The organism is Aromatoleum aromaticum EbN1 (assembly GCF_000025965.1).
Lineage (GTDB): Bacteria > Pseudomonadota > Gammaproteobacteria > Burkholderiales > Rhodocyclaceae > Aromatoleum > Aromatoleum aromaticum.
Genome location: NC_006513.1, coordinates 2,125,128 through 2,150,725, shown reverse-complemented (window position 1 = coordinate 2,150,725; position 25,598 = coordinate 2,125,128). Strand labels below are relative to the sequence as shown.

Annotated in this window: 16 protein-coding genes; 10 read left to right on the top strand and 6 right to left on the bottom strand. The window is 67.8% G+C overall.

Features of this window, described 5'->3' with window-relative positions:
- Positions 1-21: 21 nt before the first annotated feature.
- On the top strand, positions 22-1,845 hold the full coding sequence (locus tag EBN1_RS10155) for a PHA/PHB synthase family protein (protein ID WP_011237868.1): 1,824 nt from the start codon (positions 22-24) through the stop codon (positions 1,843-1,845).
- Positions 1,846-1,921: 76 nt separating this feature from the next.
- A complete protein-coding gene (locus tag EBN1_RS10150) occupies positions 1,922-2,398 on the top strand; it encodes a putative toxin-antitoxin system toxin component, PIN family (protein WP_011237867.1) in 477 nt (158 codons plus the stop codon).
- Between the two features lie 35 nt (positions 2,399-2,433).
- Here the strand turns inward: EBN1_RS10150 and EBN1_RS10145 are convergent, their stop codons facing one another.
- The gene (locus EBN1_RS10145) at positions 2,434-3,264 is read right to left on the bottom strand and encodes a helical backbone metal receptor (protein ID WP_049780248.1); all 831 of its coding nucleotides are present in this window, start codon (positions 3,262-3,264) and stop codon (positions 2,434-2,436) included.
- A gap of 111 nt (positions 3,265-3,375) precedes the next feature.
- Here EBN1_RS10145 and ald point away from each other — a divergent pair, with 111 nt between their 5' ends.
- Complete coding sequence (ald, locus tag EBN1_RS10140; RefSeq protein WP_011237865.1) at positions 3,376-4,509, top strand: alanine dehydrogenase; 1,134 nt, start codon at positions 3,376-3,378, stop codon at positions 4,507-4,509.
- A 98-nt stretch (positions 4,510-4,607) separates the two neighbouring features.
- Positions 4,608-6,530: a potassium transporter Kup gene (locus EBN1_RS10135; RefSeq protein ID WP_011237864.1), complete on the top strand. Its 1,923-nt coding sequence runs from the start codon at positions 4,608-4,610 to the stop codon at positions 6,528-6,530.
- A gap of 25 nt (positions 6,531-6,555) precedes the next feature.
- Here the strand turns inward: EBN1_RS10135 and EBN1_RS10130 are convergent, their stop codons facing one another.
- From EBN1_RS10130 to argS, 4 genes are all read right to left on the bottom strand, one after another.
- The gene (locus EBN1_RS10130; RefSeq protein WP_011237863.1) at positions 6,556-11,373 is read right to left on the bottom strand and encodes an NAD-glutamate dehydrogenase; all 4,818 of its coding nucleotides are present in this window, start codon (positions 11,371-11,373) and stop codon (positions 6,556-6,558) included.
- A 169-nt stretch (positions 11,374-11,542) separates the two neighbouring features.
- Entirely contained in the window at positions 11,543-12,187 is a 645-nt protein-coding gene (locus EBN1_RS10125) for a thiol:disulfide interchange protein DsbA/DsbL (protein ID WP_011237862.1), read from the bottom strand.
- 91 nt (positions 12,188-12,278) lie between these two features.
- Positions 12,279-12,851: an SPOR domain-containing protein gene (locus EBN1_RS10120; protein ID WP_011237861.1), complete on the bottom strand. Its 573-nt coding sequence runs from the start codon at positions 12,849-12,851 to the stop codon at positions 12,279-12,281.
- A gap of 23 nt (positions 12,852-12,874) precedes the next feature.
- The gene (argS, locus tag EBN1_RS10115) at positions 12,875-14,638 is read right to left on the bottom strand and encodes an arginine--tRNA ligase (RefSeq protein WP_011237860.1); all 1,764 of its coding nucleotides are present in this window, start codon (positions 14,636-14,638) and stop codon (positions 12,875-12,877) included.
- A gap of 155 nt (positions 14,639-14,793) precedes the next feature.
- Here argS and ubiB point away from each other — a divergent pair, with 155 nt between their 5' ends.
- The 3 genes from ubiB to EBN1_RS10100 all read left to right on the top strand — a co-directional run bounded on the left by ubiB (position 14,794) and on the right by EBN1_RS10100 (position 20,273).
- Positions 14,794-16,323 carry a ubiquinone biosynthesis regulatory protein kinase UbiB gene (ubiB, locus tag EBN1_RS10110; RefSeq protein WP_011237859.1) on the top strand — a complete coding sequence of 510 codons (1,530 nt, stop codon included), beginning with the start codon at positions 14,794-14,796 and terminating at the stop codon, positions 16,321-16,323.
- Positions 16,324-16,457: 134 nt separating this feature from the next.
- The gene (gene rocD / locus EBN1_RS10105; protein WP_083782959.1) at positions 16,458-18,614 is read left to right on the top strand and encodes an ornithine--oxo-acid transaminase; all 2,157 of its coding nucleotides are present in this window, start codon (positions 16,458-16,460) and stop codon (positions 18,612-18,614) included.
- 192 nt (positions 18,615-18,806) lie between these two features.
- Complete coding sequence (locus tag EBN1_RS10100) at positions 18,807-20,273, top strand: high affinity choline transporter 1 (RefSeq protein ID WP_011237857.1); 1,467 nt, start codon at positions 18,807-18,809, stop codon at positions 20,271-20,273.
- 24 nt (positions 20,274-20,297) lie between these two features.
- On the opposite strand, the gene EBN1_RS10095 is transcribed toward EBN1_RS10100, so the two are convergent.
- On the bottom strand, positions 20,298-21,350 hold the full coding sequence (locus EBN1_RS10095; RefSeq protein ID WP_157866605.1) for a type II asparaginase: 1,053 nt from the start codon (positions 21,348-21,350) through the stop codon (positions 20,298-20,300).
- Positions 21,351-21,750: 400 nt separating this feature from the next.
- Between EBN1_RS10095 and hcrC the strand changes: the two genes are divergently transcribed.
- The 3 genes from hcrC to hcrB are packed head-to-tail and all read left to right on the top strand — an operon-like array spanning position 21,751 to position 25,597.
- A complete protein-coding gene (gene hcrC / locus EBN1_RS10090; RefSeq protein WP_011237855.1) occupies positions 21,751-22,227 on the top strand; it encodes a 4-hydroxybenzoyl-CoA reductase subunit gamma in 477 nt (158 codons plus the stop codon).
- Complete coding sequence (gene hcrA, locus EBN1_RS10085) at positions 22,224-24,608, top strand: 4-hydroxybenzoyl-CoA reductase subunit alpha (protein WP_011237854.1); 2,385 nt, start codon at positions 22,224-22,226, stop codon at positions 24,606-24,608. Before hcrC ends, hcrA begins: the two co-directional genes overlap by 4 nt.
- Positions 24,605-25,597 carry a 4-hydroxybenzoyl-CoA reductase subunit beta gene (gene hcrB, locus EBN1_RS10080; RefSeq protein WP_241762843.1) on the top strand — a complete coding sequence of 331 codons (993 nt, stop codon included), beginning with the start codon at positions 24,605-24,607 and terminating at the stop codon, positions 25,595-25,597. Before hcrA ends, hcrB begins: the two co-directional genes overlap by 4 nt.
- Position 25,598: the final 1 nt, after the last annotated feature.

The following is a 25,598-nucleotide window of genomic DNA, read 5'->3' as shown; positions in this document are numbered from 1 at the left end:
AAAAACAGGAGCACTAGAGAGATGGCTGCACCCACCCCCGAGAATGTATTTGCCGAGCTGCCGGACCCGAAGGAGGTCGCCAAGACCTACGCGGAAGTCGCCCAGCGTGCTTCGCACCTGATCAGCGAACATGTCCAGCGTCAGCTCAAGAAAGGCGTCTCCACGCCGAGTGACGAGCTGGGCATCGCGCAGGCGTTCATGGACATGATGGCCAAGCTGCTGGCCAATCCCTACAAGCTCGCCCAGTCGCAGATGAACCTGGTGTGGGACTACTTCTCGCTGTGGCAGCATTCGATGCTGCGCGTCATGGGCATGCACGGCGCCCCGATCGCCCAGCCCGAGAAGACCGACAAGCGCTTCAAGGACGAGCAGTGGGAAGAGCATTTCCTGTTCGACTTCATCAAGCAGTCCTACCTGATCACCGCGCGCCACGTGCATGACACGGTGTGCTGCGTCGAAGGGCTCGACGAGCACTCGCAGAAGAAGGTGAACTTCTTCACGCGCCAGTACATCGACGCACTGTCGCCGTCGAATTTCGCGCTGACGAATCCCGAAGTGTTCCGCGAGACGGTCAAGAACAACGGCCAGAACCTCATCAAGGGCCTGAACAACCTGCTGCGCGACATGGAAGACGGCGGTGGCCAGCTGCGCGTCAAGATGACCGACACCACTGCGTTCGAACTCGGCCGCAACGTGGCGACGACGCCGGGCAAGGTCGTGTTCCAGACCGACATGATGCAGCTGATCCAGTACACGCCGCGCACCGACAAGGTGCTCAAGCGCCCGCTGCTGATCGTGCCGCCGTGGATCAACAAGTTCTACATCCTCGACCTGCGCGAGAAGAACTCATACATCAAGTGGTGCGTCGACCAGGGCCACACGGTGTTCGTCGTGTCGTGGGTGAACCCCGACGAACGCCTGGCCGAGAAGACCTTCGAGTCCTACGTGCACGAAGGCATCGTCGCGGCGCTCGACGCGATCGAGAAGCAGACCGGCGAGAAGGAAATGAACGTCTGCGGCTACTGCCTCGGCGGCACGCTGCTGGCGACGACGCTCGCGTACCTCGCCGCGAAGAAGGACAAGCGGATCGCAACGGCGACGTTCTTCACGACGATGATCGACTTCTCGGAGCCGGGCGAGCTGGGCGTGTTCATCGACGAGGGCCAGGTGTCGAGCCTCGAGAAGAAGATGTTCGAGCGCGGCTACCTCGAAGGCTCCGAGATGGCCGGCACGTTCAACATGATGCGGGCGAACGACCTGATCTGGTCCTTCGTCGTGAACAACTACCTCATGGGCAAGGACCCGTTCCCGTTCGACCTGCTGTACTGGAACTCCGACTCGACACGCATGCCGGCGAAGATGCACAGCTATTACCTGCGCACGATGTACATGGAAAACCGGCTCGTCGAACCGGGCGGCATCGTCGTCGACGGCGTGCCGCTCGATCTGTCGAAGATCAAGATCCCGTGCTACTTCATCTCGACGCTCGAAGACCACATCGCGCCATGGAAGAGCACGTACTTGGGCGCGCAGGCGCTCGGCGGACCGGTGCGCTTCGTGCTCGGCGGCTCCGGCCACATCGCCGGCATCGTCAACCCGCCGGCGTCGAACAAGTACGGCTACTGGCTGAATCCGTCGGCAAAGCTGCCGAAGGACGCCGACGCGTGGTTCGAAGGCGCGCAGCATCAGGAAGGTTCGTGGTGGACCGACTGGCAGGGATGGGTGGTGCCGCAGGATCCCGAGCAGGTCGACGCGCGCGACCCGGCGAAAGGCAAGCTCAAGCCGATCGAGGACGCTCCCGGCTCCTTCGTCAAGGTCCGCCTCGACGCGACGCAGGCGGCCTGACGCGAGCCGTCGGTCGCACATCGCGAGGGGGCTGCGGCCCCCTCGCTGCCGTTGACCACCACCCTCTGAAGACCCGATGCCCAACCTTCCCTTCCCGCGCGTCGTCCTCGACACGAACACCGTCATGGCGCTGTGGCTCTTCGAAGACCCGGCGCTGGCGCGCTTGCGGGATGCGATCGAGGTCCGCCAATTCACCCTCGTCACGCGCGCCGACGCGCTCGACGAATTGCGCCACGTCCTCGCGTACCGCCAGTTCGGCGTCGCTGCCGAACGTCAGGCGGCGATCCTCACTGGCTACGCGGCACGCGTCACGCTACTCCCCGACCGTGACGGCCCCGCTCTGGTCGACGCACCGGCGCAGGCGCTGCCCGCACTGCCGCTGTGCCGCGACCGCGACGACCAGAAGTTTCTCGAGATCGCGCGCGACGGCGAAGCGAGCCATCTCATCAGCCGTGACAAGGCATTGCTGAAGCTCAACCGCCACCGCCTGCTGCGATCGCTGTTCGCGGTCCTGACGCCGGAAAACTTCGCGCAGGCGTTCGCTTCGCGCTGAATCGGCTGCCAGCGGAAGCGGTCGACGAGCTTTCCTTACGCCACCGCGAGCCGCTCCCGCAGCCGCACGAGATAGCGCAGCCCCGCCGCGGCGCGGCTACCGTACCAGGACGTCATTTCGCCGTCGATCAGCACAACGGGCCGGCCGGACAGCCGCTCGACCTCGTCCAGATGCAACGCGCGGAAACGGTAGGGTTCGGACGACAGCAGCACCCGTTGCGCCTGCGCGATCGCCGACGCCTGCCAATCGATTTCCGGATAGCGACTCGATGCGTGACGCGGCAGGGTTTCCCAGCCGACCGCGCGCAGCGTCGCCGAGATATAGGTGTCGCGCGACACGCTCATCCACGGCTCGCGCCAGATCAGGTACAGGACCCGCTCCGGCGGCAGCGACGCGGCTACGGCACATGCGGCATCGAGCGCGGCGGCAAGATCCGCGGCCAGCCGGGCTGCTTCGGCGTCGCGATTGAAGATCCCGCCGAAGAGCCGGTACAGCCCGAAATTGTCCTCGGGCGCGCACGGGTGGGTGACGATGACATTCGGGATGAACGCCGCGAGCAGGTCGACCGTCTCGCGCCGGTTCTCGTCGATATTCACGATCAGGTGAGTCGGTTCGAGGGCACGCACGACATCCATTTTGACATCCTTCGTGCCGCCGACTTTCGCCACCTTCCTGACGATATCGCGCGGATGAATGCAGAAGCCGGTGCGCCCGACGAGCTGGTCGGCGAGACCGAGCTCGCACACCAGTTCGGTCAGCGACGGCACCAGCGACACGATGCGCACCGGCCCTTCGGCACGGCGGTGCACCACGCCGACGGCGTCTTCCAGTACGGCGGATTCGGGCGGGATCGTGGATACTTGCATTTCGATTTGCAGTCGTTGGGGAAGATTGCGATTGTAGGCGATGCGGCAATCGGGCCGCTGCCCGGGGTCGCGCCGGCCGGCGTCCGGCCACCTTCGCGGGAGGTTTTCAGCATGCTCATCGGCGTACCGAGAGAAATCAAGGTCCATGAATATCGCGTCGGGCTCACGCCGGCGAGCGTCCGCGAGGTCGTCGCGCACGGCCACGAGGTGATCGTCGAGCGCGACGCAGGGCGCGGCATCGGCGCGGGCGACGACGACTACCGGCGCGCCGGGGCACGCATCGAGGACGACGCCGCGGCGCTGTATGCGGCCGCTGAACTGATCGTCAAGGTCAAGGAACCCCAGCCCGCCGAGCGCGTGCGCCTTGGCGCCGGCCAGGTGCTGTTCGCCTATCTCCACCTCGCGCCGGATCCGCAACAGGCGAGCGACCTGCTCGCGAGCGGCGTCACCGCAATTGCATACGAGACGGTCAGCGACGTCGACGGCGGGTTGCCGCTGCTCGCGCCGATGTCGGAAGTCGCCGGGCGGATGAGCGTGCAGGCCGGCGCCCATTGCCTGGAAAAAGAAGCCGGCGGCCGCGGACTGCTGCTCGGCGGCGTGCCGGGCGTCGAACCGGCACGGGTGGTGATCCTCGGCGGCGGAGTCGTCGGCAGCAACGCCGCACTGATCGCGCTCGGCATCGGCGCCGCGGTGACCATCGTCGATCGGTCGGTGGCAGTCCTGCGTCGTCTCGGCGATCGCTTCGGCCCGCAGCTGCACACGCTGCACGCGAGCACCGACGCGATCGAAGCTGCCGTGCTCGACGCCGATCTGGTAATCGGAGCGGTGCTGGTGCCGGGTGGTGCTGCGCCGAAGCTCGTCACGCGCGACATGGTGCGCAGGATGCGTCCCGGCGCCGTGGTCGTCGACGTCGCGATCGACCAGGGCGGCTGTTTCGAGACTTCACGCCCGACGACTCATGCCGATCCGATTTTCATCGTCGACGAGATCGTGCATTACTGCGTCGCGAACATGCCCGGTGCGGTCGCCCGCACCTCGACGCTCGCGCTGAACGCCGCGACGCTGCCCTGTGTGCTGGCGCTTGCCGACAAGGGCTGGCGCCAGGCCCTGCGCGACGATCCGCATCTGGCGCGGGGGCTGAACATCTGCGCCGGTCGTGTCATGCATCCCGGCGTCGCGGAGGCCCTGGGCGTCGAGCCCGGCAACGCGCACGACCTCGCAGCGGTGCCGCCGATGAGCCCCTGACGGCCGAAGATTCTTCTCCGGAGCGTGAAAATCTGCTCGTCGGCGATGGTGCACTGCGCTAATCTACGCGCCTCGCGCCAAGTCCCCCGGGAGTATTCATGCAGGCACTCGAGGGTGTGAATACTTCACCCGCAGCAGCTGCCGCGGCGCACGCCCCCGCTCCGCGACGCGGCATTGCCGGGCTCGCGGTCGCCGCGGTCGGCGTCGTCTATGGCGACATCGGCACAAGCCCTCTCTACACGCTGAAAGAAGTCTTCAACGGCCCGCATGCGGTGCCGGTGACGCCCCAGAACGTCTACGGCATCCTGTCGCTGGTGTTCTGGGCGCTGGTGCTCGTGGTGTCGGCGAAATACGTGTTGTTCATCACCCGCGCCGACAACCGCGGCGAAGGCGGCATCATGGCGCTGACCTCGCTCGTGCTGCGCGCGGTGCCGCCCGGCCGCAAGGCCTGGGTGCTGTCGGCGCTGGGGGTGTTCGGTGCCGCGCTGTTCTACGGCGACGGCATGATCACGCCGGCGATCTCGGTGCTGTCGGCAGTCGAAGGCCTCGAGGTCGCGACGCCGGCGTTCCGCCCGTACGTGCTGCCGATCGCGCTGGCCGTGCTGTGCGGCCTGTTCGTCATTCAGCGCCACGGCACCGGCAGTGTCGGCAGGATCTTCGGGCCGGTGATGCTGGTGTGGTTCGTCCTGCTCGCAGTGCTCGGCATTGCGGGTATCACGCTGCATCCCGAGATCATCGGCGCGCTCGACCCGCGCTGGGCGCTGCGCTTCTTTGCCGACATGCCGCTGGTTGGCTGGCTGTCGCTCGGCGCGGTCGTGCTCGCGATCACCGGCGGCGAGGCGCTGTATGCGGACATGGGCCACTTCGGCCGCCGTCCGATCAAGTTCGCGTGGTTCCTCGTCGTGTTTCCGTCGCTGTACCTGAACTACCTCGGCCAGGGCGCGCTGATCCTCGATCACCCCGACAACGTGCGCAATCCGTTCTACCTGCTGGTGCCTGACGCGCTGGTGTACCCGATGGTCGCGATGGCGACGCTGGCAACGATCATCGCCAGCCAGGCGGTGATCTCCGGCGCCTACTCGCTGACCCGCCAGGCGATGCAGCTCGGTTACGCGCCACGCATGCGCACGATCTTCACGTCGGAACGCGAGATGGGCCAGATCTACGTGCCGAGCATCAACTGGATGCTGCTCGGGGCGGTGGTCGCGCTGGTCGTCGGCTTCCGCTCGTCGAGCGCGCTCGCGTCGGCGTATGGCATCGCGGTCACACTGACGATGATGATCGACACCCTGCTCGCGTTCGTCGTCGTCCGCGCGCTGTGGGGCTGGGGCAGGCTGCAGGCGGGACTCTTCCTCGGCGTGTTCCTCGCCGTCGACGTCGCATTCTTCTCCGCGACCACCGTGAAAATCCTCGCCGGCGGCTGGTTCCCGCTGCTGGTCGGGGCGCTGATCTTCACGCTACTGACGACCTGGAAGCGCGGCCGCGAACTGCTCAACCGCCGCCTCCGCACCGACACGATACCGCTCGACACTTTCATCCGGTCGATGTTCAACAGCCCTTCGCCACGCGTCGACGGCACTGCGGTGTTCCTGACGACGTGGCTCGAGGGCGTGCCGCGCGCGCTGCTGCACAACCTCGTGCACAACAAGGTGCTGCATCATCGCGTCGTGCTGCTGACCGTCGAGACCGCCGACGTGCCACATGTTCCCGACAGCGAGCGCGTGGCCGTCGAGGAGCTCGACTACGGCTTCTACCGCGTGCGCGTGAACTACGGCTTCAAGGACGACCCCGACCTGCCGGCGGCGCTCGTGCGGTGCGCGGATTTCGGCCTGAAATTCGCCATGATGGAAACGTCGTTCTTCCTCGGGCGCGAGACCCTCGTGTCACGCGTTGGTTCCGGCATGCCGCGCTGGCGCGAAAAGCTCTTCATCGTCATGTTCCGCAACGCCGGCAGTGCGGCCGACTACTTCCACATCCCGCCGAACCGCGTCGTCGAGCTCGGCACGCAGGTCGAGCTGTAGACTCGCGACGCATGCCCGGCGCTCTTCAGCTCATGTTGCGCAGCTCGCGCAACAGCACCGACAGCATCGACATGTCGGTCTGCGCGGCGGTCTTCACGTCCGCGAGGAGATGCCGGTAACGCTCGACGTTGCTGCGGTTGCGGGATTCCCATGCAGCGATCACCACTTCGGGCTGTTCGACGCCCGGACAATGCCTGAGCGCTTCGGCCGCGAGGATGCGCGCCTGGTTCGACAGCTCGTTGCGCAGCGCGCTGCGCGCGAGCCCCTGCCAGCGCGATTCGGCCGGCAACGCGGAGATCTGCAGCCCGAGCCAGTACAGGTCGAGCTGGTCGCCGAGGGCGTAATACACGCGCGCCACGGTCGCTTCCGGCCGCCCGGTTTCCGCCGCGACTTCGACGAGATCGAGCGCCGAATACAGCTCGTCGAGCGACGCGATGCGATGCGCGAGCGGCGCCGGAACACCTTTCTCGATGAAGTCTGCGGCAACGGCGTCGAGGACTTCGCGATACGCCGGCTGGATGAAGTCGCGCAGCCCGGCCGACAATTCCGCGGCCCCCGCCGAGAAGTAGTCGAGCGTCGCCCGCAGGTCGGCAATCCAGTTGCGGCGGCGCAGGAACCACACCGCGCCGCGCTCGATCAGCCGCACCGACTCGAGGATCATCTCGGTCTGCACCGCGTCGGCGACGACGTTGTCGAGCGACTCGATGTCGCGCCACGTCGGCACAAGGCCATACACTTCGCGGCTCGCCATGTACGCCCGCACGACTTCCGCCGGCGTCGCGCCGAGTTCGCCGTGCAGCCGGCTGACGAAAGTCGGTCCGACGCGGTTGATCATGCTGTTTACGACATGCGTCGCGATGATCTCGCGCCGCAGCGGGTGGCGCTCGATCTGCGCCGCGTAGCGATCGCGCAGCGGCTTCGGGAAATAGTTCTTCAGCGCGGCCGAGATGTACGGGTCCTCCGGCACGTCGGAGGCGATGACTTCATCGAACAGCTCGATCTTGCTGTACGCGAGCAACACCGCGAGTTCGGGCGCGACGAGGCCGATCTGCTTGAGCGCCCGCTCGGCAATCTCCTCGTCCATCGGCAGGAACTCGAGCTTGCGGTTCAGGCGCCCCGCATGGCCGAGCCGGCGGATGAATTCGGCCTGTTCGCCGAGCAGCGCCCCGCCCCGCGAGCGCGTCACCGACAGCACCTGCGTCTGGCCGTAGTTGTCGCGCAGCACGAGGCTGGCGACTTCGTCGGTCATCTCGACGAGCAGGGCGTTGCGCTGCTTGTCGGTCAGGTCGCCTTCGGCGACGACGCTGTCGAGCAGGATCTTGATGTTCACCTCGTGATCCGAGCAGTCGACGCCGCCGGAGTTATCGATCGCATCGGTGTTGATCTTGCCGCCGCGCAGCGCGTATTCGATGCGCCCGAGCTGCGTGACGCCGAGGTTGCCGCCTTCGCCGACGACGCGGCAGCGCAGCGCCGCCCCATTGACACGCACCGCGTCGTTCGCCCGGTCGCCGACCGCAGCGTCAGTCTCGCTGGTCGCCTTGACATACGTCCCGATGCCACCGTTGTAGAGCAGAGCGACCGGCGCGGTGAGGATCGCGCGGATCAGCTCGGCGGGCGACAGTATCTCGGCTTCGATGTCGAGCGCCTCGCGCACCTGCGGCGACAGGGGAATCGATTTCGCATGGCGCGACCACACGCCGCCGCCTGCCGAGATCAACGCCCTGTCGTAGTCGTCCCACGACGAGCGCGGCAGCGCGAACAGGCGCTCGCGTTCGGCAAACGAGGTTTCGGCGTCCGGAGTCGGGTCGATGAAGATATGGCGGTGGTCGAACGCGGCGACGAGCAGGATCCTGGGCGAACGCAGCATGCCGTTGCCGAATACGTCGCCGGACATGTCGCCGATGCCGACGACGGTGAACGATTGTTCCTGCGTGTTCAGCCCGAGTTCGCGGAAGTGGCGCTTGACCGACTCCCACGCGCCGCGCGCAGTGATGCCCATTTTCTTGTGGTCGTAGCCCGCCGAGCCGCCGGAGGCGAACGCATCGCCGAGCCAGAAGCCGTATTCGGCCGCCACTGCGTTCGCGTGATCGGAGAACGTCGCCGTTCCCTTGTCGGCGGCGACGACAAGGTAAGGGTCGTCCTCGTCGTGGCGCAGCACATCCACGGGAGGCACGACCCGGCCCTGCACGAGATTGTCGGTCACGTCGAGCAGGCCGCGCAGGTACGTGCGGTAGCACTCGACACCTTCAGCCAGCAGCGCCTCACGGTCGCCGACGGGCGGGTTCTTGACGACGAAGCCGCCTTTCGAGCCGACCGGCACGATGACTGCGTTCTTGACGATCTGCGCCTTCACCAGGCCGAGCACTTCGGTGCGGAAGTCCTCCATGCGGTCGGACCAGCGCAGGCCACCGCGTGCGACGCGCCCGCCGCGCAGATGCACGCCTTCGAAGCGCGGCGAATAGACCGAAATCTCGAACATCGGCAGCGGCTGCGGCAGGTTCGGGATGCGCCGCGGATCGAGCTTCAGCGACAGGTACGGCTTCGGCCCGCCGTCGGCGGCGCGCTGGTAGTAGTTCGTGCGCAGCGTCGCCAGCACCATCGCGAGGAACTGCCGCAGGATACGGTCCTCGTCGAGGTTGGCGACGTTGTTCAGCGCCTCCTCGATGCTTGCGACGAGCGCCGCCGCCTGCGCCTCGCGCTCGCCGCCGCGCGCCGGGTCGAAGCGCAGCGCGAACAGGTCGATCAGTTGCCGCGCGAGCTTCGGGTGGGCCGCGAGCGTCTGCTCCATGTACGCCTGGCTGAACGTGAAGGCGGCCTGGCGCATGTGCTTGGCGTAGGCGCGGAGCACGACGATCTCGCGCCACGTGAGCCCGGCGAGCAGCGTCAGGCGGTTGAAGTCGTCGCTCTCGATCTCGCCGCGCCAGGCGTGCAGGAAAGCGTCGTGGAACAGTGCCCGCAACCGGTCCAGGTTGAGCTCCTCGGCGCCCGCGTACGACAGCCCGAAGTCGTGGATCCACACGCAGCGCCCGTCCTGGCGCTCGATCTCCGAGGGTTTCTCGTCGATGACGCGCACGCCCATGCGTTCGAGCATCGGCAGGCTCTGCGACAGCGGCACCGGCGCGCCGACACGGTAGATCTTGAAGTTCAGCCGCCCAGGCGGGGCTTCGAGCGGGATGTAGAGGCTCATGGCCAGGTCGCGGTCATCGGCAAGCGCTTCCATCTGCTCGATGTCGAACACCGCGACGCGCGGCGCGTATTCCTCGCGGTAGCCGGCCGGAAAACCGTCGGCGTAGCGGCGCAGCAGCGCCATGCCTCGCTCCTCGCCGCAGTGCTCGAGGATCGCGCGCTGCAACTCGTCCTCCCAGCGCCGCGTCGCCCGCACCAGCCGCTGCTCGAGTTCGTGCACATCGAACGGCGGAATCGTCGAGTCGCGCGTGCGCACGATGATCAGAACGCGCGCCAGCGCCGATTCGGAAAACTGCACGTCGAACTCGGCGCTGCTGCCGTTGAAGGCTTCCATCAGCACCGCCTGCATGCGCAGCCGCTGGTCGGTGTTGTAGTGCTCTCGCGGCACGTAGATCAGGCACGAGACGAAACGCGCGAACGGGTCGGTGCGGACGAAAAGGCGCGTGCGCTGGCGCTCGCCGAGCCGCAGGATGCCCATCGCCTGGTGGTACAGATCCTCCGTCGAGATCTGGAACAGCTCGTCGCGCGGGTAGCGCTCGAGGATCGTCAGCAACGCCTTCGCGGCATGGCTTTTCGGCAGCAAACCCGCCTGCTCGACGACCGCGGCGACCTTGCGGCGCAGGAACGGAATCAGCCTCGGGCTGGTGCTGTACGCGGTCGACGCCAGCAGCCCGATCACGCGGCGCTCGGCGCGCGCGCGGCCGTTCTCGTCGAACACCTTGACGCTGAACCGGTCGATGAACCCCGGCCGATGCACGGTGGAGCGCGTGTTCGACTTGGTCACGGTCAGCAGCACGGGCAGATTCGGCAGCGTCGCCTTGAGGTTCATCGGCAGCGCGGCGAACGAACGCGACACGTTCTCTCCCGGACGCTCTCGCAGCAAGCCCAGCCCCGAGCCGGGCCGGATGTGCAGTTCGCTGTCGCCGTTGGCGGCGACCAGCTCGTAGTCGCGGCAGCCGAGCAGCACGATGTTCTCGTCCAGCAGCCACTTCAGGAAAGCCACCGTCTCCGCGATCTCGTCCGGCGGGACCGGCGGCGGGTCCTGCTCGATGCCCTGGATGATCTCGACCACGCGCTGCTGCATCGCCGGCCAGTCGGTGACTGCCGCCCGCACATCGGCGAGCACGCGCTCGAGCCCGCTGCGCAGCGCGTCCACGTCGTCCGCTTCGGTGCGCCGGTCGACCTCGACGTGGATGATCGACTCGTAATGCCCGTGCGTGTCGCCGTCTTCCGCAATCCCGAGGTACTGGCCCGCTTCGTCGCGCAGGATACGCATCACCGGATGGATGATCAGGTGCAGCGTGAGCCCCTGCCGGTTGACTTCCATCGTGATCGAGTCGACGAGGAACGGCATGTCGTCATTGACGATTTCGACGACGGTATGCGTGGATTCCCAGCCGTGCTCTTCGAGCTTCGGGTTGTATACGCGCAAGCGCGTGCCGCCGCGATGCTTGCGCACGAACTGCCAGTGGCTGACCACGGCACCGTACAGGTCGTCGACCGAACGGTCGGCGAGATCCTCCGGGGCCACCTGGCCGAGCCATCGCCGCGCGAACGGCTCGATGAGCGCCGCCTGGTCGGCCGGCAACTTGTTCGCGATCTGTTCCAGAACCGCGTCGAATTGCGCGGCGTCGACCTCCGCCTGAAGTGACTGCATCGCTGCCTCCGTTTGTCGAAGACGGGCTGTGCAATGCGGCGTCATACGGGCGCCGACCCGCTTCCGTCGAAAACGATACCCGGATCGGACGCGCGGCGAAAGAAGCTTTTACCCCGTAGGGTTATCCGGCCGCGCGGGTCGGCCGGGGGGTTGCGGGTCGTGACGAAAGTCAGCTTTTTTTCTGCTCGCTGCGCGAGCGCGCGATCAGCTGGTCGACTTCCTTGAGCATCTGCTCGAATCCGCCCGCCGAACTCGCGGACACGGTGTAGCGGCCGTCGACAGCCATCATCGGCACGCCGCTGACCTTGTAGGCCGCCGCGATCTGGTTCGAGCGCTGCACTTTCGACTGCACGCCGAACGACTTGTAGGTGTCGCTGAATTGCTTGCTGTCGAGTCCCGAGCCGGCGACCCACTGCATCAGCACGTCCTCCCGGTGCAACGGCTTCCTCTCGTCATGGATCGCGGCGAACACCGCCGCCCCTTTCTCTTCGGCCTGGCCCATCGCTTCGAGTGTGTAATAGAGCCGCGCCAGCGCCGTCCATTCGGGACGATTGAACGTGATCGGCACCTTGATGAAATTCACGTCGCCCTGCAGCTTCTTCGCCCAGCCGTTGAGCAGCGGTTCGAAGTCGTGGCAGTGCGGACAGCCGTACGAAAAGAACTCGATCACTTCGATCTTGCCTGCGACTTCGGTGGGCACCTTCGTACCCAGCGTCTGGAAAGCCTCCCGCTGGGCGAAGACGGAGGCGGAGGCGCCCAGCGTGGACAGCGCGCCGAGCGCGGCGAGTTGCTTGAGGGCGAGACGACGATTCATGCATTGCTCCCGGGTTGATGACAGGGTTTCGGACGGCGGCGGCGGGCGGACGTTCCCGCGAACGCCCGTGCCGGCGGCATGAAGCCGCGAATCAGGGGCTGGCTTTCACGACGGTCCCGGTGAAGCCGGCATCGGCGAGCCGCGTGCGCACCGGATTCATGTCTTCCGGCTTGGCGAACGGGCCGATCCGCACGCGGTGCATCGTGCGCCCATCAGCCAGCTGCGCGCGCTGCGCGCTCGCCTCGATGCCGGCGAGCGCGAGCCTCGCCTTGAGGTTGTCGGCTTCGGCGGGATTCTCGAAAGCGCCGATCTGCAGATACAGTCGTTCGGCGACGGGGGGTACGGGCGGGGCGGGCGGGACTTCGGCAGGCGCGCCGTTGCCCTGCGGCAGGATCTTGTAGAACTCGAAGTCGGGCTTGACGACAGGGCGGTCGCCGGGCTTGCCCGGCAACGACACCGGCGGCTGGTCCGGCGCCGACGGCACACGGCTCGGCACGCTGCCTTGCGGCGTCTGGAAAGGCGACGAGCGGGTAAACCACCAGGCGGCACCGGCTGCGAACAAGGCGCCGAGGATCAGGCCGATGAAGATGCCGACGATCACCCCGCCGCCGCTTTTCGCGGGCGGGCGGCGGGTTGTCGGTCGGGACTTGGGGGCGCGGCTCACGGGGTTCTCCGGACGTTGGGGCGTTACATCGACTGCGGGGCGGACACGCCGAGCAGCGCCAGTGCAGTCGCCAGCACCTGCCGCACCGCCGTCGCCAGCGCGAGCCGCGCCAGGCGCAGCGCGGGATCGTCGACGAGCATGCGCTCGGCGTTGTACCAGCTGTGGAACTCCGCGGCGAGGTCCTTCAGGTAGAACGCGATCTGGTGCGGCGCATGGTCCGCCGCGGCGTTCTGGATCAGCTCGGGGAAGCCGCCGAGGCGCGCGCACAGCGCGAGCTCGCGCTCGTTCCCGAGGAGATCGAGCTGCGCGGCACGCAGTTCAGCCGCCTCGCCGCCCCACTGCTCGAGCACCGAGCACACCCGCGCATGCGCGTACTGCACGTAATACACCGGGTTCTCGTTGCTCTGGCTTTTCGCCAGGTCGAGGTCAAAATCGAGGTGCTGGTCGCTCTTCCTCAGCACGTAGAAGAAGCGGCACGCGTCGTTGCCGACTTCGCGGCGCAGCTCCCGCAGCGTGACGAATTCGCCCGAGCGCGTCGACATCGACGCTTTCTGGCCGTTGCGATACAGCACCGCGAACTGCACCAGCGCGACTTCGAGTTTTTCCGGCGGCAGGCCGAGCGCGGCGATCGCTCCCTTGACGCGCGGAATGTAGCCGTGGTGGTCGGCGCCCCAGATGTCGATGATCCGGTCGTAGCCCCGCTCGTACTTGTTCAGGTGGTACGCGATGTCCGACGCGAAATACGTGTACAGCCCGTTCTCGCGCTGCACGACGCGGTCCTTCTCGTCGCCGAACGCGGTCGAGCGGAACCACTTCGCGCCGTCCTGCAGATACACGTGGCCACGCTTCTCGAGCTCCGCGACCGCGCGATCCACGAGCCCGGTGTCGAACAGGCTCTTCTCCGAGAACCACTTGTCGAAATGCACGCCGAACTCTTCGAGGTCGTCGCGCCCGTCCCCGAGCTGCTCGTTGAGCGCGAAGCCGTGCACGAAATGGTAGTCCTCGCCCAGCAGCCGCTTGGCGTTCGCGATCAGCATGTCGAGGTGGTCCTCGCGCTGCGTTTTCGCTTCGTCGTCCTTGCGCTCGGCAACCGGCAGCCCCGGGGCGCCCTCGAGCACCTGTTCGATTGTGAAGCCGGCGAAGCGGTCCTGGTGCCCCTCGCGCATCGCGCGCGCCATGTCGACGACGTAGTCGCCCTGGTAGGCGTTCGGCGGGAACGGGATGTCGAGGCCATACAGCGCGAGATAGCGCAGCCACGTCGACAGCGCGAGGATGTCCATCTGGCGACCCGCGTCGTTGATGTAGTACTCGCGAGTCACGTCCGAGCCGGCGAAATCGAGCACTGCGGCGAGCGACGCGCCGTAGGCCGCTCCGCGGCCGTGGCCGACGTGCAGCGGGCCGGTCGGGTTCGCCGAGACGAATTCGAGCTGCACGCTGGTGCCGTTGCGCGCGCCACGGCCGAACTCGGCGCCGCGCTCGAGCACCGTGCCGACCGCTGCGGTCTTTGCGCCGGCGGCGAGCGTGAAGTTGATGAAGCCGGCGCCGGCGACTTCGGTCGCCGCGACCAGCGTCGAGCGCGGCAGCTCGGCGAGCAGCAACTCCGCGAGCTCGCGCGGGCGGCGGCGCAGCGGTTTCGCGAGCTGCAGCGCGAGGTTCGTCGCGAAATCGCCATGGCCGGCCTGTTTCGGTCGTTCGAGGTGGATCGGCGTATCGGCCAGTTCCGGCGCGATGCTCTTGAGCGCGGCGCGCAGCAAGGCGGTGAGTTGTACTTTCGAATCGGCGCTCATGGCACTCGGGAAATCGTAAAAGGGCTGAATTATAACGGATCGGCCCCACCGGACCCGCCGCGCTTCGCAGTTCGCGCGCGGTTGCGCCCGATTGTGCCTTTCGCCGCCCCGCCTTTCGGGCTAAAGTCCGCGGTTTCCCTCTTTCACCCCCTCCCGTGCGCCTGTTCCGCCTCGCCAAGATCGTCACCGTGGGCCTGCGTTTCGGCCTCGACCAGATGGTGCTCGACGCCGATCCGAGCGGCCGGCTGCTGCGGCTGTGGCACGTCGTGTTTTTCTGGCGCCGCCCGTCGGCGCCGCGCGGCGTGCGACTGCGCCAGGCGCTCGAGTCGCTCGGCCCGATTTTCGTCAAGTTCGGCCAGATGCTGTCGACACGCCGCGACCTCTTGCCGACCGACCTCGCCGACGAGCTCGCGCTGCTGCAGGACCGCGTGCCGCCGTTCCCGACCGAGCAGGCACTGAAAGTCCTCGAGGACTTCTACGGGCGGCCGGTCGACGACGTCTTCGTCGATTTCGCCCGCACCCCGGTCGCCTCCGCTTCGGTCGCGCAAGTGCATTTCGCCCGGTTGCCCGACGGCACCGAAGTCGCGGTCAAGATCCTGCGCCCCGGCATCGAGCGCGTCATCGAGCACGACCTCGCGCTGCTCGAGACCGCGGCGATGCTGCTCGACCGGCTGTGGGTCGAAGGCCGGCGGCTCAAGCCGCGCGAAGTGGTCGCCGAGTTCAGCAAATACCTGCACGACGAGCTCGACCTGATGCGCGAAGCGGCCAACTGTTCGCAGCTGCGGCGCAATTTCAAGGACTCCCTGCTCCTCGTCGTGCCCGAAGTCTATTGGGACTGGTGCGGCAAGTCGGTGATGGTCATGGAGCGCATGCACGGCGTGCCGATCTCGCAGCTCGCGACGCTGCGCGCGCAGGGCACGGACCTGTCGCGGCTGTCGCGCGCCGGCGTCGAGATCTTCTTCACGCAAGTGTTCCGCGACGGCTTCTTCCACGCCGACATGCATCCGGGCAACATCTTCGTGCATGCCGACGGACGCTATATCGCGCTCGACTTCGGCATCGTCGGCACGCTGACCGAAGTCGACAAGAACTACCTCGCGCAGAACTTCCTCGCTTTCTTCAAGCGCGACTACAACCGCGTCGCGCGCGCGCACATCGAAGCCGGCTGGGTGCCTGCGCACACCCGCGTCGACGAGTTCGAAGGGGCGATCCGCGCGGTCTGCGAGCCGATCTTCGACCGCCCGCTGAAGGACATCTCGTTCGGCAAGACCTTGCTGCGCCTGTTCCAGACCGCGCGCCGTTTCGAGATGGAAGTGCAGCCGCAGCTCGTGCTGCTGCAGAAGACGCTGCTGAACATCGAAGGCCTTGGCCGCCAGCTCGATCCGGACCTCGATCTGTGGAAGACCGCGAAGCCGTTCCTCGAGCGCTGGATGGATGAGCGCATGGGCTGGCGCGCGCTGCTGCACGGCGTGCGCAACGAGGCACCGGCGTGGGCCGGCACGCTGCCGCAGCTGCCGCGCCTGATGCACCAGGCCCTGGTCGAGCCGACGCTGCACCACGCCGTCCAGCGCGAGCAGCTCGAGCGCCTCACCGCGGCGCAGCGCTTCCAGGGACGCCTGCTCGCCGTCGTCGCGCTGCTGCTCACGGCAATCGTCACGATCGAGCTGTACCGCGGCTTCGCCTGAGCAGCCCGGCCGCGAGCCGCGGCGCGGTCGACGCCGCGCCACGCACTGCAGCGGCTGAACGAATCCCTGCCGCCCACGTCGAACCGTCAGGCATTTCGACTTGTTCGTCCGCAGCTGCGGTATGGGAGGATGTCATGACACATTCAGCCCCGCTTCATATCTCGAACGACTCCGCGACGCATGGCGCTGTCAGCATCCTCGGTGTCGCCTCGGCGCTCGGCGCGCCCGCAAGCGGCCCCGACGCCGGCCCGGCGGCGCTGCAGGCGTCCGGCCTCGTCGGGCGGCTGCGCGGCCTCGGCATCACCGCGACATGGGAGCAGACGCTGCTGCCGCACGACTCGGTGGCGCCGGGAGCGTCGATGGAGGAACGGCTGAAGAGCGTCGCCGGTCTCGCGCGAAGCGTCGCCCACCAGCTCGCCGCGCTCAACCCGGCGCGTTTCCCGCTGATCCTCGGAGGCGACCATGCAATCGCGATCGGCACCTGGCCGGCGATCGCCAGCCGCGTCGCGACGCGCGGCACGCTCGGGCTGATCTGGATCGACGCCCACCTCGACAGCCACACTGGCGCCAGCACCCATTCCGGCAACATCCACGGCATGCCGCTCGCGGCAGTGCTCGGCGAAGGCGACTCGCTGCTGACTGCCATTCCCGGCCCGCGCCTCGACCCGCACAACGTCTGCATCATCGGCGCGCGCTCATGGGAGCCGGAAGAATTCGAGCGCCTGCAGCGGCTCGGCGTGACGATCTTCGACATGGCGACGATCCGCGAGCGGGGGCTGTCGGCAGTGTTCTCCGACGCGCTCGGCGTCGTGCGGCGCAATACGGCTGCGTTCGGCGTCACGCTCGATCTCGACGCGCTCGATCCGACGAGCTTTCCGGCGGTGACCTGCCTCGAAAGCGGCGGCCTCGCGGCCGACGAGCTTTCCGACGCGCTGCTCGCGCTGCGCGCGTGCCCCGACTTCGCGGCGCTCGAGATCGTCGAATACGTGCCCGGACTCGATCCGCTCGGCGCAGGGGCCGCCTGGATTGCCGAATTCGCCGGCGCCGCGCTCGGCCCGGGCACGGCGCTGCTGCGCGCAAAGGAACAGCATTTCGGCGCGCACAACTACGCGCCGCTGCCGGTGGTGTTCCACCGTGGTCAGGGCGTCTGGCTGTGGGATGTCGAGGGGCGGCGCTACCTCGACATGATGAGTGCGTATTCCGCGGTGAGCTTCGGTCACGGCCACCCGCGCCTGCTGCGCGCGCTCAACGACCAGGCGCAGCGCCTCGCGCTGACGTCGCGTGCGTATTCGACCGACCGCCTGCCGCTGCTGCTCGAGCGGCTGTGCACGATGTTCGGCTACGAGCGGGCACTGCCGGTCAACACCGGCCTCGAAGCCGTCGAAACCGCGCTCAAGACAGTGCGCAAGTGGGCGTACAAGGTCAAGGGCGTCGCGCCGGACCGCGCCGGGATCATCGCTTGCGAAGGCAACTTCCACGGCCGTTCGATCGCGATCGTCGGCATGTCGTCGGAAGCGCAGTACCGCGACGGCTTCGGCCCGTTCCCGCCCGGCTTCACGCTCGTCCCGTACGCCGACGCCGACGCGCTCGAAGCGGCGATCACGCCGGACACCGCAGCTTTCCTCGTCGAGGCGGTCCAGGGAGAAGGCGGCATCATCGTGCCACCCGACGGCTATCTGGCGCGCTGCGCCGAAATCTGCCGCCGCAACAATGTGCTGCTGGTCGTCGACGAAGTGCAGACCGGGCTCGGACGCACCGGCCGGCTGCTCGCGTGTGAACACGAAGGCGTGCATCCGGACGGGGTGATCCTCGGCAAGGCGCTGGGCGGCGGCCTGCTGCCGGTGTCAGCGTTCCTCGCCGACGCCGCAGTGATGGACGTGCTCCACCCCGGCGACCACGGCTCGACGTTCGGCGGCAATCCGCTCGGCGCGGCTGTCGCGCTCGAAGTCCTCGATCTGCTCGAGGAAACGCGGCCGTGGGAAAACGCCGCGCGTCTCGGCGAACACCTGATGCGCCGGCTCGCCGACGGTGCGCCGCCGTGCGTGAAGGCGGTGCGCGGGCGCGGCCTGCTGGTCGGCATCGAGCTCGACCCGCGCATCCTCGACGCCGCGACCGGCGCCGAACTGCTGCTCGCGCGCGGCATCGCGACGAAGGACACGCACCACACCGTGCTGCGCTTTGCGCCGCCGCTGGTGATCGACGACGCCGTGCTCGACGGCGGGATCGACGTGATCCTCGACACGCTCGCGACTGCGAGCCGCCGGCGCGAGCACGGGCCGTTGCACGGCTGATCACAGCGCACTTCCGGACGCCGGGACGGGACGACGAAGTCCGGCCCAATCGTCGGCCTAATCGCCGGCACAGTCGTCGGCCCGTCCGTCGGCGCGAGCGGGCGCGAATCCGGATCGATTCGAGCGGCCCTGCGACGAAATTCGTTGCTAAACTTCGGCCCGCTCAATCCACGTCCCCGGAAGAATCCGCCCATGCTGATCGGCTTCGTCATCGCTTACCTGCTGGTTTCGATCGGCGTCGGGCTGTACGCGGCGACGCGCGTCAGGAACACTGCCGACTACGTCGCCGCCGGGCGCCACCTGCCGCTGTACATCGTCACCGCGACGGTGTTCGCGACATGGTTCGGCTCGGAAACCGTGCTCGGCATTTCCGCGACGTTCATCGACGAAGGCCTGCGCGGCCTGTGGTCCGATCCGTTCGGCGCGTCGCTGTGCCTGATCCTCGTCGGCCTGTTCTTCGCGCGCCCGCTGTACCGCATGAACCTGCTGACGCTCGGCGACTACTACCGCTTGCGCTACGGGCGCACCGTCGAAGTGCTGTGTTCGATCGCGATCGTCGTCTCCTACCTCGGCTGGGTCGCAGCGCAGATCACCGCGCTCGGCCTGGTGTTCAATATCCTTTCCGACGGCGCGATCTCGAACGAAGCCGGGATGATGATCGGCGCCGCGGTGGTGCTGGTGTATACGCTGTTCGGCGGCATGTGGTCGGTGGCGCTGACCGACTTCATGCAGATGATCGTCATCATCGCCGGGCTGTTCTACATCGCCTGGCTGGTCGGCGACATGGCGGGCGGCGTCGGCACCGTTATCGGGCACGCGAGCGCCGCCGGCAAGCTGAACTTCCTGCCCGCGCTCGATCCGGCCGACATCATCGCCTTCCTCGCCGGCATCCTGACGATGGGTTTCGGCTCGATCCCGCAGCAGGACGTGTTCCAGCGGCTGAACTCGGCACGCGACGAGAAGATCGCCGTGCGCGGCACGCTGCTCGGCGGCTCCGGCTACTTTCTCTTCGCATTCGTGCCGCTGTTCATCGCGTACTCGGCGGCGCTGATCGACCCCGAACTGGTCGCCCGCTACCAGCAAAGCGACAGCCAGCACGTCCTGCCGCAGCTGATCCTCGCGCACACGCCGCTGTTCGCTCAGGTGATGTTCTTCGGCGCACTGCTGTCGGCGATCATGAGCACCGCTTCGGGCACGCTGCTCGCGCCTTCGGTGACTTTTTCCGAGAACATCCTGCGCGGCACGTTGCCCCACCTGGTCGATCGCCAGTTCCTGCTCCTCACGCGGATCGTCGTCGTCGTGTTCGCGCTGCTGATCACGTGGTACGCGACGCACACCGAGGAGACGATCCACGGCATGGTCGAAAACGCGTACAAGGTCACGCTCGCGACCGCTTTCGTGCCGCTCGCGTTCGGCCTGTACTGGAAGCGCGCCAGCACGCAAGGGGCGCTGGGGTCGATTCTGGCCGGCCTCGTCGTGTGGGTGCTGCTCGAGATCGCCGCTCCCGATGCAACGCTCCCGCCGCATTTCGCCGGCATGATCGCAGGCATCGCCGGCATGATCGCCGGTTCGCTGCTGCCGCAGACGCTGGTCAAGCCCGTCCACGGCCACGTCGCCGCGCACCTGCAGACTCAGCACCAGCCGCATGCGGGGCGCTGAGCGCCGCCGCACGCGCCGCCCGGTTCAGTACTGGTCGAAACAGCGCTGCAGCTCGCCGGCGTCGTGCGAACGCCCGAGCGCGAGCATCAGCAGGATGCGCGCCTTGTGCGGATTCAACGAGTTCGCCGCGACAGTGCCGAGCAGCGCGTCGTCGGCCGACGTCGTGACCACGCCCTGTCCGACCCGGCTCGAGCGCACGACCGCGACGCCGTGGCGTGCCGCCTCTTCGGCGCCGGCGCGTGCCGCCGGCGACAGGCTGCCGTTGCCGCAGCCGGCGATGACGATGCCGCGCGCGCCGGCGGAAATCGCGGCGCGATACTGGTGCAGTCCCGCGCCCTGGTGATCGTAGAGGATGTCGACGTGCGGCAGCTCGCCGATCGCAGCGAGCGAGAACTCGCTGTCGACGGTGTGCCGGCATAACGGCGCGGTGAAGAAATGCACGCTGCCCACGGCGACTTCGCCGAGGTTGCCCTGCTCGAACGCGCGAAACGCGTCGGGCACGGTCGTCGCCGCCTTGGTGACGAAACGCGCGGCACCGATGCGGTCGTTCATCATCACCAGCACGCCTTTGCCGTGCGCCGCCGCGCAGGTGGCGACGAGAAAAGCGTTGTACAGGTTCAGCGGCCCGTCGGCGCTCAGCGCGCTCGCCGGACGCATCGCGCCGGCGAGCACGACCGGCTTCGCGCTCTTGAGCACGAGGTTGAGGAAATACGCCGTCTCCTCGAGGGTGTCGGTGCCGTGCGTGATGACGATGCCGTCGACATCGGGCTGGCCGAGCAGCGCGTCGACGCGGCGGGCGATCTTCAGCAGCAGCGCATTGTCGATGTCGCGGCTGTCGACATTGGCGAGCTGTTCGCCGCCCACCTCGGCGAGCGCCCGCAGTTGCGGCACCGCGGCGAGCAGTTCGTCGGTGGTCGCGCCGACGGTGTAGTCGTGGAGCTGCGTCGCATCGCTCGCCACCGCCGCGATCGTGCCGCCGGTGCCGAGCAGCGCGATGCGCGGCAGCGCCGGCTGCCCTTCGCCCGTCGCGGCGCGCGATCCTCCTTCCGCTGCGCCAGCCGTGTTGCCGGAATTCATCGCACAGGCTCTCCGGGTTTCGATGCCGGCCATTGTTCCCTCCGGCTCCGGCGAGGTCAAATCACGCCCGTACCCCGACTGCACGTCCGTCCCGGCGCTGCGACGGGACGCCGACAAAAAAGTTGCGCCAGCTGCTGCGTGCCTTTCGGGCGAGCGCACAAACCGCGGCCGTTTATTGCAGCCGGAGCAGACCGAGCATTCGCACCATCGGCTTGGATACCTTGAAAATCATGGGTTTTCATGGGCAGCCTCGCGACCGACCGCTGCTTTGCGCTTCATATTTTCCGTTGCCTCCACCGGTGCTAGCATCGCTTCACGTTAAATTGTTTGATATCAAACATTGATGCCGGACCGGCGAGGATCGCACCTGCGTTCGCGGCGGTTCGCCCAAGGAGGCGACATGAAGACCCTGCTGACACTTTCGGTGAATGGCCGGCCGCGCGAGGACGCAGTGGCCGGGAATGCGTTGCTGATCGATTACCTGCGCGACACGCTCGGCCTGACCGGCACGAAGCAGGGCTGCGACGGCGGCGAATGCGGCGCGTGCACCGTGCTCGTCGACGGCCAGCCGCGGCTGGCGTGCTGCACGCTCGCGCATTCTGTGGCCGGGCACTCGATCGAGACGATCGAGGGCCTCAGCCACGAAGGCAACCTGTCGCGCCTGCAGCGCGCGTTCCACGAGCATCTCGGCAGCCAGTGCGGTTTCTGCACGCCGGGCATGATCATGGCGGCCGAAGCGCTGCTGCGCCGCAACCCGCAGCCGTCGCGCGACGAGATCCGCGCCGCGCTCGCCGGCAACCTGTGCCGCTGCACCGGCTACGTGAAGATCATCGAATCGGTCGAAGCGGCCGCCTGCGGCAGCGAGGTATCGGCATGAACGCGCCCGATCGCGAACTGCGCAAGCTCGGCGCAGCCAACGCTGCGCCGCGCGGCGTCGGCGCGCGCCTGCCGCTCATCGACGGCGTCGAGAAAGTCACCGGCACGGCGCGCTACACCGCCGACCTGCCGGCCCAGGGTGCGCTGGTCGGCAAGCTCCTGCGCAGCCCGTACGCGCACGCCGAACTGCTCGAAGTCGACATCAGCGAAGCGCTGAAGCTGCCCGGCGTGCGCGGCATCGTCACCGGCAACGACTGCGACACGCCCTACGGCGTGATCCCGATTGCGCAGAACGAATTCCCGCTCGCGCGCGGCCGTATCCGCTACGTCGGCGAGCCGGTCGCGGCCGTTGCCGCGGTCGACGAGGCGACCACCGACGCCGCGCTCGCGCTGATCCGGCTGAAAGTGCGCGAACTGCCGGCGTATTTCGACGCGGCCGACGCGCGCAAGGCTGACGTAGTGCTGCTGCACGACAACAAGAAAGGCAACATCGAGCGCGAGGTGCACAACGAGTTCGGCGACGCTGCGGCCGGTTTCGCAGCCGCCGACCTCATTTGCGAGGAAACCTTCGAATGCGCCGAAGTCCATCACGCGATGATGGAGCCGAACGCATCGCTCGCAGCGTGGGACAACGAGCGCGGGCACCTGACGCTGTGGTCGGTGACGCAGGTGCCGTATTACGTACACGAATCGCTCGCGCGCTGCATGAAGCTCGACGCGGCCTATATCCGCGTCATCAAGCCGTTCGTCGGCGGCGGCTTCGGTCACCGCGTCGAGACGCTGAACTTCGAGATCATCGCCGGGCTGCTCGCCCGCGCGGCGCGCGGCACCGTGCGCCTGCTGCAGACGCGCGAGGAAGCGTTTCTCACGCACCGTGGCCGGCCGCAGACATACGTGCGCATGAAGCTGGGCCTCACGCGCGACGGTCGCATGACCGCGTGCGAGGCCGAAGTCGTGCAGCGCGGCGGCGCGTATGGCGGCTACGGACTGGTGACGATCCTCTACGCGGGGGCGTTATTGAACGGCCTCTACGACCTGCCCGCGGTCAAGTACGACGGTTACCGCGTGTATACGAACACGCCGCCGTGCGGCGCGATGCGCGGGCACGGCACGGTCAACATCCGCTTCGCGTTCGAGTCGCTGCTCGACATGATGGCCGCCGAGCTCGGCCTCGACGCTTTCGCAGTGCGCCGCCGCAACCTGCTGAAGGCGCCGACCGAGACGATCAACGGGCTGAAAGTGATGAGCTACGGGTTGCCCGAGTGCCTCGACTGGGTCGAGCAGGCGAGCGGCTGGCGCGAGCGCGCAGCGCGGCTCGAGGCCAACAGCGACGGCCCGATCAGGCGCGGCATCGGCATCGCGTGCTCGCACTTCGTCAGCGGCTCGGCGAAGCCGGTGCATTTCACCGGCCAGCCGCACGCGACGATCGCGCTGCGCGTCGATTTCGACGCCGGCATCACGATCCTGACCGGAGCCTCCGACATCGGCCAGGGCTCGTCGACGATCATCACCCAGGTCGTCGCCGAGATCCTCGGCGTCGAGTACCGCCGCCTGCGCCTCATCGCGACCGACTCCGCGCTGACGCCGAAGGACAACGGCTCGTATTCGTCGCGCGTCACTTTCATGGTCGGCAACGCCGCGGCGGATGCGGCGCGCAACCTCAAGGCAGTGCTCGTCGCCGCTGCGGCGAAGCGGCTGCAGGTTGCCGAAGCCGACGTCGACTGGCTCGGCGAGGCCGCCGCGGTCGTCGGCGATGCGTCGCGCCAGATCCCGTTCCACGACATCGTCGAGGAAGCCCTCGTCGACGTCGGCATGCTGACCGTCAAGGGCACGTTCACGTGCCCGCCCGAGTTCCAGGGTGGCAAGCAGCGCGGCGGCGCGGTCGGCTCGACGATGGGCTTCTCGTACGCCGCGCAGGCGGTCGAAGTCAGCGTCGACACCGAGCTCGGCAAAGTCACCGTCGAAAAAGTCTGGTCGGCGATCGACTGCGGCTTCGCGATCAACCCGATGTCGGTCGAAGGCCAGGTCCAGGGCGCGATCTGGATGGGCATGGGGCAGGCGATCTCGGAGGAAACCGTCTATGAGAACGGCCGCCACAAGGCGGTCAGCCTGCTCGACTACCGTGTGCCGACGATCATCGAGTCGCCCGACATCGCAGTGCATATCGTCGAGAGCCTGGACCCGAACGGCCCGTTCGGCGCGAAGGAAGCGAGCGAAGGACCGCTCGCCGGCGTGATGTCCGCGATCGCCGCCGCGATCGAGGACGCCACCGGCACCCGCATCCGTGCGACACCCTTCACCCCGGACCGCGTGTTCGACGCGCTCAACCGCAAACCCCGCCCCGGCGCCCACGTGGCGGCCGCTGCAAAAGGAGCCGCATGATGGCCGCCCTGTCCGAATTCAGTGTGTTGCGTCCGGCGAGCGCCGCCGACGCGGTTCGCCTGCGCGGCGAACATCCCGCCAGCCGTTTCATCGCCGGCGGCACCGACCTCGTGCCGAACCTGCGGCGCGGCCTCGTCGACGCCGAAGTCGTCATCGATCTGACCGGAGTCGGCGAGATGCGCGAATTGCAGCAGCAGGGCGACATGCTGCGCCTGGGCGCCGGCGTCACGCTCGCGACGCTCGCGGCCGACGCGACCGTGCGCACACAGTTGCCGGCGCTCGCGCAGGCCGCGGCCGCAGTCGCCGGGCCGACTCACCGCGCCTCTGCGACGCTCGGCGGCAACCTGTGCCTCGAAACGCGCTGCCAGTACTTCAACCAGAGCGAGAGCTGGCGCCAGGGCAACGACTACTGCATGAAGCTCGCTGGCGACACCTGCCGCGTCGCGCCGAAGTCGAGCCGCTGCTACGCAGCTTTCAGCGGCGATGTCGCGCCAGCGCTGCTCGCGCTCGACGCCGAAATCGAGCTCCTCGGCCCGCAGGGAATCCGCCGGCTGCCGCTCGCCGAATTCTATGTTGACGATGGCATGCGCTGGCTCGCGCTGGGAGCCGACGAGCTGCTGTTCGCCGTCACCGTACCGCTCGTCGCCGGCCGCGTCAGCGGCTACGAGAAGCTGCGCGTGCGCGGCGCGATCGACTTCCCGCTCGCCGGCGTTGCGGTCGCGCTCGTCCGCGACGGCGACACGATCGGCGAGCTGCGCCTCGCCTGCACCGGCGTGTCGTCGCGGCCCGAATTCGTCGGCGGCCTCGACTGGCTCGCCGGACAACCGCTCGACGCCGCGGCGTTCGCGGTCATCGCGCGCCAGATCAAGCGCACGATCCAGCCGATGGAAACGACGACCGTCAGCGTCCCGTACCGCCGCCGCGCAACTCCGGTGCTCGCGAAGCGCCTCGTCGGCAGGCTGTGGGACGAGGCGCACCGGGAGGACTGAC

What these genes read in the sequence shown, in the direction of transcription:
- hcrA (WP_011237854.1), top strand. Translation starts at nt 22,224, where the DNA reads ATGAACGCGCCCGATCGCGAACTGCGCAAGCTCGGCGCAGCCAACGCT.
- EBN1_RS10125 (WP_011237862.1), bottom strand. Translation starts at nt 12,187, where the DNA reads ATGAATCGTCGTCTCGCCCTCAAGCAACTCGCCGCGCTCGGCGCGCTG.
- EBN1_RS10150 (WP_011237867.1), top strand. Translation starts at nt 1,922, where the DNA reads ATGCCCAACCTTCCCTTCCCGCGCGTCGTCCTCGACACGAACACCGTC.
- hcrB (WP_241762843.1), top strand. Translation starts at nt 24,605, where the DNA reads ATGATGGCCGCCCTGTCCGAATTCAGTGTGTTGCGTCCGGCGAGCGCC.
- argS (WP_011237860.1), bottom strand. Translation starts at nt 14,638, where the DNA reads ATGAGCGCCGATTCGAAAGTACAACTCACCGCCTTGCTGCGCGCCGCG.
- EBN1_RS10135 (WP_011237864.1), top strand. Translation starts at nt 4,608, where the DNA reads ATGCAGGCACTCGAGGGTGTGAATACTTCACCCGCAGCAGCTGCCGCG.
- ald (WP_011237865.1), top strand. Translation starts at nt 3,376, where the DNA reads ATGCTCATCGGCGTACCGAGAGAAATCAAGGTCCATGAATATCGCGTC.
- rocD (WP_083782959.1), top strand. Translation starts at nt 16,458, where the DNA reads ATGACACATTCAGCCCCGCTTCATATCTCGAACGACTCCGCGACGCAT.
- EBN1_RS10145 (WP_049780248.1), bottom strand. Translation starts at nt 3,264, where the DNA reads ATGCAAGTATCCACGATCCCGCCCGAATCCGCCGTACTGGAAGACGCC.
- EBN1_RS10130 (WP_011237863.1), bottom strand. Translation starts at nt 11,373, where the DNA reads ATGCAGTCACTTCAGGCGGAGGTCGACGCCGCGCAATTCGACGCGGTT.
- EBN1_RS10095 (WP_157866605.1), bottom strand. Translation starts at nt 21,350, where the DNA reads ATGAATTCCGGCAACACGGCTGGCGCAGCGGAAGGAGGATCGCGCGCC.
- EBN1_RS10155 (WP_011237868.1), top strand. Translation starts at nt 22, where the DNA reads ATGGCTGCACCCACCCCCGAGAATGTATTTGCCGAGCTGCCGGACCCG.
- hcrC (WP_011237855.1), top strand. Translation starts at nt 21,751, where the DNA reads ATGAAGACCCTGCTGACACTTTCGGTGAATGGCCGGCCGCGCGAGGAC.
- EBN1_RS10100 (WP_011237857.1), top strand. Translation starts at nt 18,807, where the DNA reads ATGCTGATCGGCTTCGTCATCGCTTACCTGCTGGTTTCGATCGGCGTC.